Origin of the sequence: Mycobacterium sp. shizuoka-1, from assembly GCF_002723835.1 — a bacterium.
GTDB lineage: Bacteria > Actinomycetota > Actinomycetes > Mycobacteriales > Mycobacteriaceae > Mycobacterium.
Map to the genome: position 1 here is coordinate 1591 of NZ_BEWG01000097.1, position 16405 is coordinate 17995.

Genomic DNA, 16405 nt, shown 5'->3' on the forward strand with positions numbered 1-16405 from the left:
CCGCCTCGGCGACCTCGGCGGAGCCGGCCTGCAATCCGTGATCGACGATCAGCGCGGTCGTCGGCAGCGTGGCGGCGGCCGCGGCGGTCAACGCCAGCGAATCCGGCCCGCCGGACAGCGCCACGCACCACTGCGTCGCGCCCGGCAGATGCTCGGTCGCGAAGCCGGCCACGGTGGCCCGCAGCGCGGCTACAGCACCCGGTCGATCCACCGCTGCGGGTCTTCGATCTCGTCGGGCAGCGGCAGGGTGTGCGGGCCCGTCCACACGGTGTTGAACCGGTCCATCCCCACCCGGTCGACGACGTGGTCGACGAAGGCCTTGCCGCGGGTGTACTGGCTCAGCTTGGCGTCCACGCCGAGCAGCGCCCGCAGCAGCCGCGCCAGCGGCGGCTGCTTGCGCTGGCGGCGCTGGTCGAAGCGGGTGCGGATGGATTGCACCGACGGCACGACGGCCGGGCCGACCGCGTCCATGACGTGGTCGGCGTGGCCTTCGAGCAGCGTGCCGAGCACCAGTAGCTGGTCCAGGGCCGCCTGCTGCGGCTCGGACTGCACGGCGCGCATCAGGCCGAGGATGCCCGACTCGTTGGGACCGCGCGCTGCGCCCTTGCGGCGGTCGTTGACGAAGTCGGCCAGCCGGCCCACCACCTGCGTCACGTCGTCGGCGGTATCGGAGGTCAGTACCGCCAACGCCTGCGACATGTGTTGCGCCAGCCAGGGATTGGCGGAGAACTGCACCCGGTGAGTCACCTCGTGCAGGCATACCCAGAGCCGGAAGTCGGCCGGTGACACCCGCAGCTGCCGCTCGACGGCGATGATGTTCGGGTAGACCAGCAGGAGCAGGCCTGCGTCGGTGTCCTGCGTGTCGGCGAACGGGTCGTACTGGCCGAGGATGCCCGAGGAGATGAACGCCAGTACCGCGCCGGTCTGTGCGCCGGTGACCCGTCCGGTGACGGCGTTGCTGGGTGAGTGCGTGCCGCCGGTCATCACCCGCATCGAGTCCGACGCCGCCCGGATCCAGCCCTGGCGGTCGACGATGCGCGCGTCCGGCACGGGTGCGTCGCCGCCCAGCCGGGTGATCTCGCGGACGGGGGCTTCGGCCTTGCGGGCGGCGGTGGCCAGCTCGTCGATCGCCTGGCTGCGGGTGTAGTCGGTGGCCGGCGGTCCCGGCCGGGCCAGCCAGGCACCGACCGTACCGGCGAACGCCCAGTCGACGGCTCGCCCGACGGTCACCTCCGAACTCACGAGCCGCACCCGCAGGTGCGCAGGACTCCGGCCAGGTTGTCGAGGGCCACCCGGCCCATCGGACCGGCGTCGTTGGAGATGAACGCGAACGTCAGCACCCGGCCGTTGTCGTCGGTGACGATCCCGGCCAGCGAGTTGATCGCGGTCAGGGAACCGGTCTTGGCGCGCAGCCATCCCGCCGAGGAGGCCTTGGGGTCGCCGCCGAGAAAGCGGTCCGACAGCGTGCCGCTGCCGCCGGCGATCGGCAGCACGTCGAGCAGCGGTCGCATGGCCGGCTGGTCGGGCCCGGCGGCGGCGTTGACCACCTCGTCGAGGGTCTTGGCGGTCAACCGGTCCAGAACCGACAGGCCGCTGGAGTCGAACAGGGTCGCGCCGGTCATGTCGATCCCGGCGCCGGCGAGCTTGGCGGTCACCGCGTCGACGGCGCCCGCGAAGCTCATCGGCCGCCCGGTGGCCTTGGCCACCTCCCGGCCGATCGATTCGGCCATCACGTTGTCGGACGCGTTCATCATCTGCCGCAGTCGTTCCATCAGCGGCGCAGACTGCACCGAGGCGAGCTGCCGACCGGTCGGCGCCCGGCCAGCCATGGTCACCTTGGCCGGATCGACCCCCAATGCGGCGGCCAGGGCGCGCCCGGCGTCGAGTGCGGGCGTCCGGGACCGGGCCGAGTCGACGGTCGTCGGCTGGGTACGACCGGCGTCGATCATCACCGACTGCATCGGGGCGATATCGCCGCCGTCGATGTCGGCGGGATCCCAGCCGGGCGCGAAGTCGGGCCCGCTGTAGAGAGAGTCGTCCACCTGGACCGCGGTCGCGGTGAACCCGCTCTTGCGGACCTGATCGGCCAGGTCGCTGATCCGGGCCGCGCCGCGATACCAGGTCTCCTGGCCCGCCGGCGCGGCCGAGAGGACCGGATCGCCGCCGCCGACGAGCACCACGACCCCGCGTTCGCCGGTCTGATCGGCGGCCACGACGGTGGTGGTGATGCGTTCGTCGCGGTCGAGCGCCAGCAGGGCGGCCCCGGTGGTGAGTGTCTTGTTGGTCGAGGCCGGCAGCAGCGGCACGTCGGAGCGGTATTCCCAGATCTGCTTGCCGGTGAGGGCGTCGGTGACCCGGCCGGTCACGTTGCCGAGGTTCGGATCGGCGACCGGGCCGGCCAGCGCGGCAGCCATTCCGGCCGCGGTCGGCACCGCGGCGGAATCCGACACCGGGACGACGCCCGGATTCGCGGTGACCAGCGCGTGGGAGGGCCGGGCCTGTGCACGGCCGGAGTCGCCGCGGGTCAGGACGGCGGCGACCGCCACCACGGCGGCGACCAGTGCCACCACCGCGACGGCGAGCACCACATGCGTCCAGCGCCGCCGTGTCGGCCCCATCACTCTCCTGACGTCCTTGTTCGTCTCATTGTGCCGAACCACCCTGATGCGCAGGCTATCGCTGGCGTTAGGGTTAGGCCGCGTCGCCGGGGCCGGCGGGCATTAGCGAGGCGACTCGGGATCAGCCCGGGCGACCAGAACCAGCGGAAAAGGAGTCGCGCGGTGGAGTTCGACGTCACCATCGAGATCCCCAAGGGCCAGCGCAACAAGTACGAGGTCGACCACGAAACCGGACGGGTCCGGTTGGACCGCTACCTCTACACGCCGATGGCCTACCCCGCGGATTACGGCTTCATCGAAGACACTCTGGGCGAGGACGGCGACCCGCTGGACGCGCTGGTGCTGCTGCCGCAGTCGGTGTTCCCCGGCGTGATCGTCGAGGCCCGCCCGGTCGGCATGTTCAAGATGGTCGACGAGGCCGGCGGCGACGACAAGGTGCTGTGCGTGCCGGCCGGGGACAAGCGGTGGGATCACATCCAGGACATCGGCGACGTCCCCAAGGACGAGCTCGACTCCATCCAGCACTTCTTCACCCATTACAAAGACCTCGAGCCGGGCAAGTTCGTCAAGGGCTCCGACTGGGTCGGACGGGCCGAGGCCGAGGCCGAGGTGGAGCGCTCGCGCGAGCGGTTCGCCGCCGAAGGTCACTGACCAGCTCCGGCCGGAAGTTTGCCTGGTCGTAACAATCGGTAACGCGGTTGTGGTTTGGCTTTTCGATGATGGGCTGGTGTTGATGCACCAGGGCATCGGTCTCGAGGCCTTCAACGAGCTGCCGTACCAGAAGGCTGTGCATGCGCTCTACGAGTGCTGCAACAGTGTCACTTTGGCGCGCGACCTGGCCCGCGGCCGTCCGTATGCCGACCACACCGCGCTGTTTCGCCGGGCCGACGCCCTGTTGTTCTCGCTGTCGGAGACCTCGATCGACGACATCCTGCAGGCCTACCCGCATGTCGGAAGCCGCCCGCGCAGCACCAGGTCGCAGGCCGAGCAGTGCTCGGTGTGGGACGAATCGCCCGAGGTGATGGCCGCCCTGTCCGCGGCGGTAACCGAGTATGCGGAGTTGTTCGGCTTCGACTTCGTCATGCATGTCGGCGGGGTGGCCCGCGAGATGTGCGCCTCGACGGTCATCGCGGCGGTGCGCGACCGGATGCACCACGACCCCGAGACCGAGCGCAAGGTCATGCGAAACGAGTTGGCCAGGATCAACCGCAGCCGTCTCGAGCGGATGCTCGGCCCCGAGGGCGGCTACGACAACTGGGGTTGATTCGTCTGCTCGGTGTGGCCCCGAACGCTTAGGGTGAGCGCCGTGCCCCTGCCGATGGATCCCGAAGTGTTGACCCTGCTCGAGCCGCTGATGGCCGCGGCCGCCGAGTTGGAGCCGCCCGCGATCGGTGATGTCGCCACCCGCCGCGCACGCGCACTCCCGTTTTTCCAGACGCTGGCCGCCCTGCGCGGCGAGGTCGACGGTGTCGCGACCACCGGGCACACCGTGACCGCCGCCGACGGCGCCGAACTCGAACTCGCCTGGTACACCCCGACGTCGGAGGCCTCCGGCGGTGCCGTGCTCTACCTGCACGGCGGCGGCATGATCTACGGCCTGGCCGAGACGCGGCCGGGCTACGAGGCGGTGGTGCGCAGCTATGTCGCGGCCACCGGAACACCAATGTTGATGGTGGATTACCGTGTGGCGCCGGAACATCCGGATCCGACACCGGTCGAGGACTGTTATACCGCGCTGTGTTGGCTGGCCGAGAACGCACGCGCCCTGGGCGTCGACCCGACGCGGCTGGCGGTGGCCGGCGACAGTGCCGGTGGCGGGCTCGCCGCCGGGGTGAGCTTGTTGGCCCGCGATCGCGGCGGCCCCGAGCTGGCGGCGCAGCTGCTGATCTACCCGATGCTCGACGACCGCACCACCACCCCGGACCCCCAGCTGGCGCCCGAGCTGTTGACGTGGAACTACGAGGACAACCTGACCGGCTGGGGTGCGCTGCTCGGCGATCGCGCCGGGAGCGACGATGTCTCGGTGTACGCCGCGCCGGCGCGGGCCCAGGATCTGGCCGGCCTACCCCCGACCTACATCGACGTTGGCGACCTGGACATCTTCCGTGACGAGAACATCGACTATGCGGCAAGGCTTTCCGCCGCCGGAGTGCCGACCGAGCTGCATGTGCACCCCGGCTGCCCGCACGCCTTTGAAGCGTTGGCTCCCGCCGCCGCGGTGTCGGCGCGGGTGGTGGCCGACCGGGTCCGACGACTGCGCTCGATCTAGCACCGATCGGCAGCGCTTGTGGCCGTGACGAATTCGACGATGAGCCGGGCCAGCGCATCCGGTGCGTCGAGCATCGAGAACGTACGGGCGTTCCCGATGAATTCCAGCCGGGAGTGCGGCAGCGCGGCGGCGAGCCGCTCACCGTCGGACGGCGGGAAGAACGCATCGTCGACCGACCATGCGATCAGCGCCGGCTTGGTGAATTGCGGCAGTTTCGCCGCAGCGTCGAGGGTGGTCTGCCGGTTCAGCGTCCGGGTGAAGCGACGCAGGTTCTCGGCGATGGCGCGGTCGCGGACGGCGCAGCGGGTCCATTCGGCGGTCAACGCGTCGAGGTTAGTATGGGCCAGCGCCCCATAGGCGCGACGACGCACGGCCCGCGAACGCATCGCCTGCACCGCCGCCCGGAACAGCACCGGCACCTTGGCCGCGGCGATGACGGGCGCCAGGATCGGCGGTGGAAAGTGCTCGAAAGCATCGCAACTGGTCAGCACCAAGGCACCGAGGCGGTCCGGGAATTCTGTGGCGACCACCTGCGCGACGGCTCCCCCGGTGTCATTTCCGACCAGCACCACGTCGTCGAGGTCGGCAGCGCGCAGGAACTCGTCGACCATGGCGGCGACACCACGCATGGTGAGGTCCGCGCGATCGTTCATCGCCTGCGGGTGCGCGCCGAGCGGCCAGGTGGGCACGATGCAGCGCAGGCCGTGGCTGGCCAGCTTCGCGCTCAGCGGCCGCCACAGCGACCCGCCCATTGCATAGCCGTGGATGAAGACCACCGGCCGCCCCGTCATCGGACCGGCCGTTTCGTAATGGATGGTTCCGCCGCTGAGTTCTACGGTGTCCATGACAATCTCCTTCGATGGTGACAAACAAACAGACAGTCTGCATGTAAGATACCGACAGGATGTATGGAAATACAAGAGATGACCGCCAGACGCACCCAGGCCCAGCGCTCGGCCACCACACAGGAGGCGCTGCGCAACGCTGCGCGCCAACTCTGGGGTGAACGCGGCTACGCCGATGTCGGCACACCGGAGATCGCCCAACGGGCCGGTGTCACCAGGGGTGCGATGTATCACCAGTACGCCGACAAGGCCGCGCTGTTTCTCGACGTCGTCGAATCCGTCGAAGCCGATGTGATGAACCGACTGGCCGCAGCCACCCTGGCACGGCAGCCCGCGACCCCGGCAGCCGCCTTGCACGCCGCGGTGGACGCCTGGCTGGACATCAGCGCCGAGCGGGAGATCCGGCAGCTGATCCTGCTCGATGCACCGAACGTCTTGGGCTGGGACGGTTTTCGCGACATCGCCGAGCGCTACAGCCTGGGCATGACCGAGCAGCTCCTGCAGGCCGCCATGGACTCCGGTGAACTCGCCCCCGCGCCGGTGCGACCGCTGGCGCACATCCTCATCGGCGCGCTGGACGCCGCGGCCATGACCATCGCCAACGCCGCCGACCCCGAACTCACCGGCGCCGAGGTCCGCGGCGCGCTGCACAGCGTCGTCAACGGCATGCTCGCCGGCCGAGCATGACCCGCCAGGCCGAAGTCCCCGCTGTCACTTAGGCTCGAAATGTGATCGGCGGTGCACAGAACCACACCCAGGCGCGACCGCATTTCCTGGCACTGCCGGATCTGGCAGCCCGGCCGGCCGGGGGCGCGGTGTTGTGGGCCAACGACGATCTGTTCGCGGAGCGGGAGAACCTGATCACGCCGTCCTCGGCGGAGTTCCGTCCCGCCACGTTCGGACACAAGGGCCAGATCTACGACGGCTGGGAAACCCGGCGCCGGCGCGGGATCCGGCCTGACGACCACGACAGTGCGATCGTGCGGCTGGCAGCTCCCGCCATCGTGGGTGGGGTGGTGGTCGACACCGCGTGGTTCACCGGCAACTACCCACCGCAGATCTCGGTCGAAGCAGCCTGGGTCGAGGGCTACCCCGACGTCGAAGACGTGGTGCACAATTCCGACTGGACCACCATCGTCGAGCGCGTCAGTGTCAACGGGGACACCCGAAACCCGTTCCCGGTCAATTCCGCTCGCCGCTGGACCCACGTACGGCTGTCCATCTATCCCGATGGCGGGGTGGCACGATTCCGCGTGCACGGCGAGAGCCTGCTCGACCCGCGACTGGTCGATGGTCTGCCTTTGGATCTCGCCGCGCTGGAAAACGGCGCCCGAGTGACCGCCTGCTCCAACATGTTTTACTCGTCACCCAACAATCTGCTGCTACCCGGAACGGCCCGCACGATGGGCGAGGGCTGGGAGACGTCTCGGCGCCGCGACGACGGCAACGACTGGGTACAGGTTCGGTTGGCCGGCGAGGGTGTGCCGACCGCGGTCGAGCTGGACACCTCGTATTTCATCGGCAACGCTCCCGGTGCGGCACGCCTGATGGGCCGTGACGACGCGGACGAGTGGTTCGAGCTGCTGCCGACCACCACGCTGCAACCCGACACCAGGCATCGCTTCCTGCTCGACGTCGAGCGACCGGTGACCGACGCGCGTCTGGACATCTATCCCGACGGAGGCATGGCCCGGCTGCGGCTGTTCGGGCGGCTGACCGACGAGGGCCTGCGTCGCGTTCGGGACAAGTGGGCCGCGGCGACCTGACATGAGCTATCCCAGAGACATGCTCGGCTACGGCCGCACACCGCCGCACCCACGCTGGCCCGGTGATGCGGCCATCGCCGTCCAATTCGTGCTGAATTATGAAGAGGGTGCCGAAAACTCGGTGCTCGACGGGGACGCCACATCTGAGACATTTCTGTCCGAGATGACGCCTGCACATGCTTTTGCCGATCGGCACATGAGTATGGAGTCGCTCTACGAGTACGGGTCGCGGGCCGGGCTGTGGCGGGTGCTTCGGCTGTTCGAGCGCCGCGGTATACCGCTGACAGTCTTTGCGGTCGCACTGGCCCTGCAACGAAACCCCGAGGCGGTAGCGGCATTCGGTGAGCTCGGGCACGAGATCGCCTGCCATGGCCTGCGCTGGAAGTCGTATCAGGAGGTCGACCGCGACACCGAGCGCGCCGATATGGCACAAGCCGTGCACATCCTCGACGAACTCACCGGCGCCGCCCCACTGGGCTGGTACACCGGCCGGGATTCGCCGCACACGCGTGAACTCGTCGTCGAACACGGCGGCTTCATCTACGACTCCGACTCCTATGCCGACGACCTGCCGTACTGGGTGCAGGTGCACGGCCGGAGCCACCTCGTCGTGCCTTATACCCTCGACACCAATGACATGCGATTCGCTTCTCCTGCAGGCTTTTCCAATGGCGATGAGTTCTTCGCGCACCTTCGCGACGCGTTCGACGTCCTCTACACCGAAGGTAAAGCGGGTGCGCCGAAGATGCTGTCGATCGGCCTGCATTGCCGGCTGGTCGGCCGCCCCGCGCGCACGGCGGCACTCGAGCGGTTCTGTGACCACGTCCAGTCCCACGAAGGAGTCTGGATCGCCCGGCGCATCGAGATCGCCGAGCACTGGCGCACAGTTCACCCCGCCGAGTAGCGCTTCGCAGGCGGGGTTGCGTACTCCCCTCGTTTCGACGTACGCAAACCCATAGTGATCAACGACTGCACCGTCAGCGTCGCCGCCGTCACACCGTCCACAACCGGCACACCCAACTCGGCCGAGATCTCCCCGCACATATCGGCCATCCCCGCGCAGCCCAACACAACGACGTCCGACCGGTCGACCTCGATCGCCTCCCGGCAGGACTCGGTGATGATCTTGCGGGCGTTCGGGTCGGTGTCCAGGTCGAGCACCGGAATCTCGCAGGCGTGGATGCCGCGGCAAAATCGCCGCATCCCATACCGTTCCGCGAGATGCGCCGACTGCCCGATGGTGCGCGACAGCGTGGTGACGATGCTGAAGCCGGTACCGAGATGGCTGGCGGCCTGCATGGCGGCTTCGGCGATACCGATGACCGGTCCCGTCGCCACCTCGCGCGCGGCGTCGATACCCGGGTCACCGAAACAGGCAATCACATATCCGTCAACGCCTTCTCGCTCCCCACGCTGCACGGCCCGCAACACACCCGGAACCGACAGCGCCTCGTCGTAGTAGCTCTCGATCGACGCGGGCCCGATCTCCGAGGTGACCCCCGTGACGGTCACCTGCGAGCCGACCACGGCGCGCGCGCAGTCCGCGATCTTGTCGGTCATCGCCTGGGTGGTGTTGGGATTGATCACCCACACCCTCATCACGGCACCGGCGCGACAGCAAGTTTGGTGCGGGTGGCGAGCACGTAATAGATCGCCAGTCCGAGCCCGCAGCCGATGAACCAACTGTACTGGGCCGCGGTGTGCATGCCGGGCACGCCGACGGCCAGCACGGGGACGACGGCGACGATCGCCGCCACCGCGGTGGCGATGACCGCGGCCGGGTTGTAACCCTTCTTGTACCAGTAGGTTCCGTCCTCGGCCAGCGTGAACAGATCGTCGACAATCACCTTCTGCTTGTGGATCAGGTAGTAGTGACCGATGAGCACACCGAACAGCGGGCCGATGAACGCGCCGAGGATCTCCAGCGTGTAATGGATGACCTCCGGGTTGTTGTAGAGGTTCCACGGCGTGATGAGCACCGAACCGACCGCGGCGATCATGCCGCCAGCCCGCCAGCTGATCCGCTGGGGGCTTACGTTGGAGAAGTCGAATGCGGGCGAGATGAAGTTGGCGACAATGTTGATGCCAATCGTGGCGATGGTGAATGTCAACGCGCCCAGCACAATCGCGAAGGTTGAGTCGATCTTCGCCACGGTCGCAACCGGATCGGTGATGAGCTCACCGAAGACCGGCACCGTGAGCGACGCGGTGACCACCACCAGGATCGAGAACACCAGGAAGTTCACCGGTAGGCCCAGGAAGTTGCCCCGCTTGACCGCCGCGAACGACTTGCCGTAGCGGGCGAAGTCGCCGAAGTTCAGCATCGGTCCGGAGAAGTACGAGACCACGAGCGCGATCGCGCCCAGCATCACCGGAACCGACTCGAAGCCGGTGTATTTCACGTCGCCCAGGTTGAGATCGATTGCGCCCCAGCCCGCCTTGTAGATGAGATAGCCGCAGAGCAGGAACATCACCACGTAGACCGCGGGCCCGCAGAAGTCGATGAACTTGCGGATCGATTCCATACCGCGCCAGAAGACGCACGCCTGCAGCACCCACAGCAGCAGGAAACTGCCCCAGCCCAGAAACGGCAGACCCAAAAATCCGTTCTGGTTGACGTCAGCGTACGGCGCGAGTCCGGGGAACAGTTTGAGCAGCACGACGTCGAGGGCCGCCGAGGCCAGATACGTCTGGATGCCATACCACGCCACCGCGATCAGACCGCGGATGATGGCGGGGATGTTGGCGCCGAGCACGCCGAAGACGCTGCGACAGATCACCGGATACGGCACGCCGGTGGCCTGACTCGGCTTGGCCACCAGGTTGCAGAAGATGTTCACGATCACGATGCCGATCAGCAGCGCGACGAGCACCTGCCAGCTCGCCAGGCCGAGCGCGAAAAGGCTGCCCGCCGTGACGTAGCCGCCGACGCTGTGCACATCGGACATCCAGAACGCAAAGATGTTGTAGGAACTCCAGCTCTGCTTACGCAGCGGAGCCAGGTCTTCGTTGGTCAGCCGCGGGTCATAGCCCGCCTTGATCAGCCCGCCGCCGACTGGGTGGCCTGCGGCTTCGACAAGATCCCCGGCGCCGACGACGGCGCCGGGCGGCAGTTCTTTCGCACTCTGGGAGATGTCGATGTCGGTCATGGCCGGACGCTATCGACGGCGCATTTCCCCGGTATTTCCTCGGAAATACCCGACTATTGCGGAGAAGATATATCCGTGGCCAACAGCAGCCCGGTGTCGGTGGGCAACGTGGTGATGACGGCGTTGAGTCGCTGGGCGTGAAGTTCGGCCACGGTCAGCAAGCGTTCGACGTCACCGGCGAGGAATGCGTCCACCATCTCACGATGATCGGCATGCAGCGCGCAACGATCCGACGGTGCGACGTGCACCATCGATTGCACGGGTTCGGTGATGTTCCATGCCGATTCGAGCATGTACAGCAACCGGAACATCCGCGACGGCCTGGTGAGCGCGAGGTGGAAGTGTCTGCTCTGGCGGTGATACGTGACCGGATCGTCGTTGTCGATTGCCTGCTGTAGAAGATCGTTGGCCGCCACGATCTCGGCCCGATCCGCGTCAGTGGCGTTGGCCACCGCCGAGGCCAGCGACGCCGCCTCCAAAGTCTCACGCACGATGTACATTTCGCGCAGCTCTTGGACCGTGAGCTGCGCGACGGTGTAGCCCGAGTTGGACCGGTGCGCGACCAACCCCTCCCCGATCAACGTCTTCAGCGATTCACGCACCGGGATCTGGCTGACGCCGAACAGGTCTGCCACCTCTGCCAACGGGATCGGCGTTCCCGGCGGAGTCCCGCCGTCAAGGATGACCCGGCGCAGTTCGTCAAGGATGGCCTGCTGCGGGCGGCCCGGCTGGTCGACGACCAGCCGGCCGATCAGCGCCGAACGTCGTCGCGGCATCCGGTCACGGTAGGCGGAGTTTGTTTCAGCGGTATTGCTCGGCGCGCTCGTTCAGCCCGCGGCCCACTGCTTGGCCTGGTCGAGCTCGTCGAGCCCGAACACCGCGACCTCGCCGGGCATCAGCCAGCCCACCAGATGGATGGTGTGCACCACCCACTCCTTGTCACTGACCACCGCCACCCGCTTGAACGCGGAGTGCCGGGTGAACAACGAGCCCAGGCCCAGCTTGAGGTCCTCGACCAGACCACCGGGCCCGAAGCCCTGGTAGTCGGAGTCGATCACCTCGACGATCCTGATGTCGTCGCCGGATTTCAGCAGCGCGTCGAAGGTCGGCTGGTATTCCTTGAGGTCCTCGCCACTGACCCGACCGGACACCCGGATGCCCGTCACACCGTCGGGCATGTCGGAAAGGGTTTCGATCATCCGTCCAGCGTAGAACCGGACTCGCTCAGGCGGCCCGGATTCGCAATTGGTCCCGGACCCGGCTCAGCACGACATCGGCGCGGGGCCGCAGGTCGGCGTCGGACCCGACCGGGATCAGCGTGACCCCGTCGGCCACCCCGGCCACATACAGATCGGTGACCAGCCCGGCCAGTCCGTCGACCGTGCCCGCGTAGCGCACCCCGGTGTCGCCGTCGTGGCCTGAGATCGCCGCCAGCGCGGTGCGCGGGTCGTCGGCCACCGACACGGCGAGGTCGAGGACGACGGCCACATCGGCGGGCAACCGGCGCCGGCGTCGGGCGGCCTCCTGCAGATCGTGGGCACGCAACCGCACCACCGGGCGGCTCCCGGTGGCCGACTCGGTCAACTCCGTCCACGCACCGTCGGTCTCGGCGATGAACACCCGCAACTCCGGCATGACGGCCACGCTAAGGACACCGTCGCGCACCGACAATGGTTGTGCTCACCCGGAGGCGAACGCCATCGACGACGGCACGCTCAGCGTTTGTCGATCACCCTGGTCTTGACCAGGCTGGCGACCATTGTCAGGAACAGCGTCAACACGATCACCGCCAGGCTCAGCAGCGTCGGGATCTCCGGGACCGGCACGTGCTCGCCGCCGTTGATGAACGGCAGTTCGTTCTCGTGCAGGGCATGCAACACCAGCTTGACGCCGATGAAGAACAGGATGAAGGCCAAGCCCTGCGACAGGTACACCAGCCGGTTGAGCAGGTCGCCGAGCAGGAAGTACAGCTGGCGCAACCCCATCAGCGCGAACAGGTTCGCGGTGAACACGATGTAGGGCTCGCGGGTCAGGCCGTAGATCGCCGGAATGGAGTCCAGCGCGAACAACAGGTCGGTGGTGCCCAGCGCGACGATCACCAGGAACATCGGTGTCATCAGCCGGCCGCCGCCCTCCTTGACGTAGAGCTTGAGGCCATCCCACCTGTCGGTGGTCTTGAAGTACTTCCTGGCCAGCCGCACCACGGTGTTCTCGGCGTCGTCGTCGTGCTCGGTGTCCCGCGCCAGCCGGATGGCGGTATACACCAAGAACGCGCCGAAGATGTAGAAGATCCACGAAAACTGCTGGATGGCAACGGCACCCAGGGCGATGAAGATGCCGCGGAAGATCAATGCCAGCACGATGCCGACCAGCAGCGCCTGCTGCTGATAGATCTTCGGAACGCTGAAGCTGGCCATGATGATGATGAAGATGAACAGGTTGTCCACCGACAGGCTGTACTCGGTGAGCCAGCCGGCGTAGAACTCCAGACCGAACTGCGCGCCGTGGAAGTTCCACACCCACAGGCCGAAGGCGATGGCCAGCCCGACGTAGAACGACAGATAGATCCCGCACTCGCGCATCGTCGGTTCGTGCGGACGGCGGGCGATGAAGATGACGTCGAACAGCAGGACCGCCACCGTCACGCCGATGGTGATGAGCCATTCGAGCGGGGACACATTCATCAAGACCTCCGGGCGCCAGGAAACGTCCGAGGTCTCTTCCACCGCCGAAGCGGCCCGCGGCACCGGACGGCCGCCATTGGCCGCCGTGGTGACGACACCGCGGCGAAGGAATACTCCCCTCGGGGGGAAGTCTTTCAGGTGGGCGTCCCGTTCAGCAAACCGGCGCGGGCGGCGGCCGCGTCCGGTGCCCCGATGTCCACGGCGCGGCCTAGGATCCACAGTCGTGGCGACGCCGGAAATTCCCCCGCAGTACCTGTTGTCGGAGCAGGCGCCACCCCCGCGCACCCTGATCGACATCCTCTACGACACCGCCAACCGATTCCCGGAGGCGGCGGCGATCGACGACGGCACGGTGCAGCTGACCTACGCCGAGCTGATCGGGGACATCGAGGAGAGCGTCGAGTGGCTGGCGGCCCGCGGCATCGGCCGCGGCGACCGGATCGGCATCCGGATGCCGTCGGGCAGCTATGCGCTCTACGTCGCGATCCTGTCGACGCTCGCGGCAGGCGCGGCCTACGTCCCGGTCGACGCCGACGACCCCGACGAGCGGGCCGAGCTGGTCTTCGGCGAGGCCGGCGTCGTCGCGGTCATCACCGAAGCGGGCCTGACCCGCGGTCCCGGCTCCTCACGCGGCTGGCGGGCCACCGCACCGCTGGGCCGCGACGACGCCTGGATCATCTTCACATCCGGGTCGACCGGCACTCCCAAGGGAGTGGCTGTCACGCACCGTAACGCCGCCGCGTTCGTCGACGCCGAAGCGCGAATGTTCCTGCAGGACAACCCGATCGGTCCCGGCGATCGGGTCCTGGCCGGACTGTCGGTGGCCTTCGACGCGTCCTGCGAGGAGATGTGGCTGGCCTGGCGATACGGCGCCTGCCTGGTGCCCGCCCCGCGCGCCCTGGTCCGCAGCGGCATGGACCTCGGACCGTGGCTGGTCTCCCGGGACATCACGGTGGTGTCCACCGTGCCCACCCTGGCGTCGCTGTGGCCGGCCGAGGCGCTGGAAGCCGTCCGCCTGCTGATCTTCGGCGGGGAAGCCTGCCCGCCCGAACTGGCCGAGCGGCTCGCGGTCGAGGGCCGTGAGGTGTGGAACACCTACGGACCGACCGAGGCCACCGTGGTGGCCAGCGCGGCCCGGCTCGGCGGCGGCCCGGTCAGCATCGGGCGTCCGCTACCCGGCTGGGACCTGGCTGTCGTCGACACCGCCGGGGCACCGGTCGCGGTCGGCGAGATCGGTGAGCTGGTGATCGGCGGTGTCGGCCTGGCCCGCTACCTGGATCCGGAGAAGGACGCCGAGAAGTACGCGCCGATGCCGTCGCTGGGCTGGTCGCGGGCCTACCGCAGCGGCGATCTGGTCCGGCTCGAGGACGACGGGTTGTATTTCCAGGGCCGCGCCGACGACCAGGTCAAGGTCGGCGGCCGGCGCATCGAGCTCGGCGAGGTCGACTCGGCGCTGGTGCATCTGCCCGGCGTCAGCGGCGGCGCCGCGGCGGTTCGCCGCACCGCCAGCGGGACGCCGATGCTGGTGGGCTACATCGCGAGCGCAGACCCGGCTTTCGACCTCGCGGCCGCCCGCGCCCACCTGACCGAGACCCTGCCCGCCGCCCTGGTCCCGCGGTTGGTGTTACTCGACGAGCTGCCGACCCGCACCTCGGGCAAGGTGGACCGCAATGCGCTGCCCTGGCCGCCGCCGGGCTACCAGGAGTCCGAACCGGACCTGGGCGGCACCATGGGATGGCTGGCCGGGCTGTGGCGCGACGTCCTCGGCGCGGTGGTCGACGGCCCCGAGGCCGACTTCTTCGCCCTCGGCGGCGGATCCCTGTCGGCCGCACAACTGGTCGCGGCTCTGCGCGAACGGTATCCGCAGCTGACCGTCGCGCAGCTCTACGACCATCCCCGGCTGGGATCGCTGGCCGAATTCCTCGACGAGTTCGCGCCGCCGGTCGCGGTGACCCCCCGGAACGTCAAGCCCACGCCGGTGACCACTCAGGCGGCGCAGGTGCTGCTGTCGGTGCCGCTGGCGACCCTGACCGGCCTGCAATGGGTCACCTGGCTGGCGCTGCTCAACAATGTCGCCGCCACCGTGCACCCGCTGCCGTGGCTGGCGCCGCTGAACTGGTGGCTGGTGATCGCCGCGTTCGTCGTGTTCGTCACCCCGATCGGCCGGATGAGCATCGCCGTGCTCGGGGCGCGGACCCTGCTGTCCGGGCTGGAGCCCGGCACCTACCGCCGGGGCGGATCCGAGCATCTGCGGGTGTGGCTCGCCGAGCGGCTGGCCGACGCGAGCGGCGCCGAGAACATGGCCGGCGCACCCTGGCTGGTGTACTACGCCCGCGCGCTGGGTAACAGGGTCGGCAAAGGCGTGGATCTGCATTCGGCGCCGCCGGTGACCGGGATGCTGCAACTCGGCCACCGGGTTTCCATCGAGCCGGAGGTCGACCTGACCGGGCATTGGATCGACGGCGACCTGTTCCACGTCGGCCCGATCACCGTCGGCAACGACGCCACCATCGGAGCCCGCACCACGCTCTTCCCCGGTGCTGTGGTCGGCAAGAACGCCGACGTCGCCCCCGGCTCGGGGGTCGTCGGCAAAGTGAAGAACGGGCAGTACTGGAAGGGCTCGCCGGCGATCAAATCCGGCAAGGCCCGCCATCCGTGGCCGGAGTACCGGCCGCCGCGGGCGGCGCACTGGGTGGCCATCTACGGCGTGACGTCGATGCTGCTCGGCGGGGTGCCGCTGGTGTCGCTCGGAGCCGGGCTGGCGGTGCTGGTGTGGCCGGCCCGGCACAGCGCGACGCTGCTCTCGGCGGTCGGCGCAGCCGCGCCGTGGATCCCGGTGGCGGCGCTGGTCGCCTTCGGCGTCTATGCCGCACTCACCGTGGTCGGCGTCCGGTTCCTGTCGGTCGGCCTGCGCGAGGGCTACCACCCGGTGCGCAGCCGGGTGGGCTGGCAGCTGTGGGCCACCGAACGGTTGATGGACGCCGCCCGCAACTACCTGTTCCCGGTCTACGCCAGCCTGCTCACGCCGTGGTGGTTGCGCATCCTCGGGGCCACGGTGGGTCGCAACACCGAGA

Annotated in this window: 16 protein-coding genes and 1 pseudogene; 7 read left to right on the plus strand and 10 right to left on the minus strand. The window is 68.4% G+C overall.

From position 1 onward, the window contains the following. From MSZK_RS33230 to dacB, 3 genes and pseudogenes are all read right to left on the minus strand, one after another. Window positions 1–211 (minus strand): annotated as a pseudogene (locus MSZK_RS33230) (tRNA(Ile)-lysidine synthetase); the annotation flags it as partial. Beyond that, complete coding sequence (locus tag MSZK_RS25030) at window positions 190–1242, minus strand: zinc-dependent metalloprotease (protein ID WP_099251251.1); 1053 nt, start codon at window positions 1240–1242, stop codon at window positions 190–192. The gene MSZK_RS25030 and the pseudogene MSZK_RS33230, both read right to left, overlap by 22 nt. Further along, window positions 1239–2618 carry a D-alanyl-D-alanine carboxypeptidase/D-alanyl-D-alanine-endopeptidase gene (dacB, locus tag MSZK_RS25035; protein ID WP_099251240.1) on the minus strand — a complete coding sequence of 460 codons (1380 nt, stop codon included), beginning with the start codon at window positions 2616–2618 and terminating at the stop codon, window positions 1239–1241. The genes MSZK_RS25030 and dacB overlap by 4 nt, the downstream gene beginning before the upstream one ends. A gap of 162 nt (window positions 2619–2780) precedes the next feature. Between dacB and MSZK_RS25040 the strand changes: the two genes are divergently transcribed. From MSZK_RS25040 to MSZK_RS25050, 3 genes are all read left to right on the plus strand, one after another. Next, window positions 2781–3269 (plus strand): inorganic diphosphatase, encoded by a 489-nt coding sequence (locus MSZK_RS25040; protein WP_099251241.1) that lies wholly within the window; start codon window positions 2781–2783, stop codon window positions 3267–3269. Between the two features lie 76 nt (window positions 3270–3345). Continuing rightward, window positions 3346–3882, plus strand: coding sequence for a 2-oxo-4-hydroxy-4-carboxy-5-ureidoimidazoline decarboxylase (locus MSZK_RS25045; RefSeq protein WP_199203478.1), 537 nt, complete (start codon window positions 3346–3348; stop codon window positions 3880–3882). Between the two features lie 42 nt (window positions 3883–3924). Further along, on the plus strand, window positions 3925–4887 hold the full coding sequence (locus MSZK_RS25050; RefSeq protein ID WP_233211506.1) for an alpha/beta hydrolase: 963 nt from the start codon (window positions 3925–3927) through the stop codon (window positions 4885–4887). Here MSZK_RS25050 and MSZK_RS25055 read toward each other — a convergent pair. After that, entirely contained in the window at window positions 4884–5732 is an 849-nt protein-coding gene (locus tag MSZK_RS25055; protein WP_099251242.1) for an alpha/beta fold hydrolase, read from the minus strand. The genes MSZK_RS25050 and MSZK_RS25055 overlap by 4 nt on opposite strands. 63 nt (window positions 5733–5795) lie before the next feature. Here MSZK_RS25055 and MSZK_RS25060 point away from each other — a divergent pair, with 63 nt between their 5' ends. From MSZK_RS25060 to puuE, 3 genes are read left to right on the plus strand one after another with little or no spacing between them, the layout of a single operon-like run. Further along, window positions 5796–6419: a TetR/AcrR family transcriptional regulator gene (locus MSZK_RS25060; RefSeq protein ID WP_199203479.1), complete on the plus strand. Its 624-nt coding sequence runs from the start codon at window positions 5796–5798 to the stop codon at window positions 6417–6419. A 41-nt stretch (window positions 6420–6460) separates the two neighbouring features. Next, window positions 6461–7498 (plus strand): allantoicase, encoded by a 1038-nt coding sequence (gene alc / locus MSZK_RS25065; RefSeq protein WP_099251244.1) that lies wholly within the window; start codon window positions 6461–6463, stop codon window positions 7496–7498. A 1-nt stretch (window position 7499) separates the two neighbouring features. After that, window positions 7500–8402: an allantoinase PuuE gene (puuE, locus tag MSZK_RS25070; protein ID WP_099251245.1), complete on the plus strand. Its 903-nt coding sequence runs from the start codon at window positions 7500–7502 to the stop codon at window positions 8400–8402. On the opposite strand, the gene MSZK_RS25075 is transcribed toward puuE, so the two are convergent. The 6 genes from MSZK_RS25075 to MSZK_RS25100 all read right to left on the minus strand — a co-directional run bounded on the left by MSZK_RS25075 (window position 8387) and on the right by MSZK_RS25100 (window position 13331). After that, window positions 8387–9100, minus strand: coding sequence for an aspartate/glutamate racemase family protein (locus tag MSZK_RS25075; RefSeq protein ID WP_199203480.1), 714 nt, complete (start codon window positions 9098–9100; stop codon window positions 8387–8389). The two genes, puuE and MSZK_RS25075, sit on opposite strands and share 16 nt — an antisense overlap. Next, window positions 9097–10647, minus strand: coding sequence for an NCS1 family nucleobase:cation symporter-1 (locus tag MSZK_RS25080; protein WP_099251247.1), 1551 nt, complete (start codon window positions 10645–10647; stop codon window positions 9097–9099). The genes MSZK_RS25075 and MSZK_RS25080 overlap by 4 nt, the downstream gene beginning before the upstream one ends. Window positions 10648–10700: 53 nt before the next feature. Continuing rightward, window positions 10701–11423 carry a GntR family transcriptional regulator gene (locus tag MSZK_RS25085; protein ID WP_099251248.1) on the minus strand — a complete coding sequence of 241 codons (723 nt, stop codon included), beginning with the start codon at window positions 11421–11423 and terminating at the stop codon, window positions 10701–10703. Between the two features lie 51 nt (window positions 11424–11474). Continuing rightward, a complete protein-coding gene (locus MSZK_RS25090) occupies window positions 11475–11846 on the minus strand; it encodes an STAS/SEC14 domain-containing protein (protein ID WP_099251249.1) in 372 nt (123 codons plus the stop codon). 25 nt (window positions 11847–11871) lie between these two features. Next, window positions 11872–12282: a hypothetical protein gene (locus MSZK_RS25095; RefSeq protein ID WP_099251254.1), complete on the minus strand. Its 411-nt coding sequence runs from the start codon at window positions 12280–12282 to the stop codon at window positions 11872–11874. An 80-nt stretch (window positions 12283–12362) separates the two neighbouring features. Continuing rightward, complete coding sequence (locus tag MSZK_RS25100; protein WP_099251255.1) at window positions 12363–13331, minus strand: TerC family protein; 969 nt, start codon at window positions 13329–13331, stop codon at window positions 12363–12365. 223 nt (window positions 13332–13554) lie between these two features. On the opposite strand from MSZK_RS25100, the gene MSZK_RS25105 reads away from it, so the two are divergent. Further along, a partial coding sequence (locus MSZK_RS25105) for a non-ribosomal peptide synthetase (RefSeq protein WP_099251250.1) occupies window positions 13555–16405 on the plus strand: 2851 nt, incomplete at its 3' end.

What these genes read in the sequence shown, in the direction of transcription:
- MSZK_RS25100 (WP_099251255.1), bottom strand. Translation starts at nt 13,331, where the DNA reads ATGAATGTGTCCCCGCTCGAATGGCTCATCACCATCGGCGTGACGGTG.
- MSZK_RS25080 (WP_099251247.1), bottom strand. Translation starts at nt 10,647, where the DNA reads ATGACCGACATCGACATCTCCCAGAGTGCGAAAGAACTGCCGCCCGGC.
- MSZK_RS25085 (WP_099251248.1), bottom strand. Translation starts at nt 11,423, where the DNA reads ATGCCGCGACGACGTTCGGCGCTGATCGGCCGGCTGGTCGTCGACCAG.
- MSZK_RS25090 (WP_099251249.1), bottom strand. Translation starts at nt 11,846, where the DNA reads ATGATCGAAACCCTTTCCGACATGCCCGACGGTGTGACGGGCATCCGG.
- dacB (WP_099251240.1), bottom strand. Translation starts at nt 2,618, where the DNA reads ATGGGGCCGACACGGCGGCGCTGGACGCATGTGGTGCTCGCCGTCGCG.
- MSZK_RS25060 (WP_199203479.1), top strand. Translation starts at nt 5,796, where the DNA reads ATGGAAATACAAGAGATGACCGCCAGACGCACCCAGGCCCAGCGCTCG.
- MSZK_RS25055 (WP_099251242.1), bottom strand. Translation starts at nt 5,732, where the DNA reads ATGGACACCGTAGAACTCAGCGGCGGAACCATCCATTACGAAACGGCC.
- puuE (WP_099251245.1), top strand. Translation starts at nt 7,500, where the DNA reads ATGAGCTATCCCAGAGACATGCTCGGCTACGGCCGCACACCGCCGCAC.
- MSZK_RS25095 (WP_099251254.1), bottom strand. Translation starts at nt 12,282, where the DNA reads ATGCCGGAGTTGCGGGTGTTCATCGCCGAGACCGACGGTGCGTGGACG.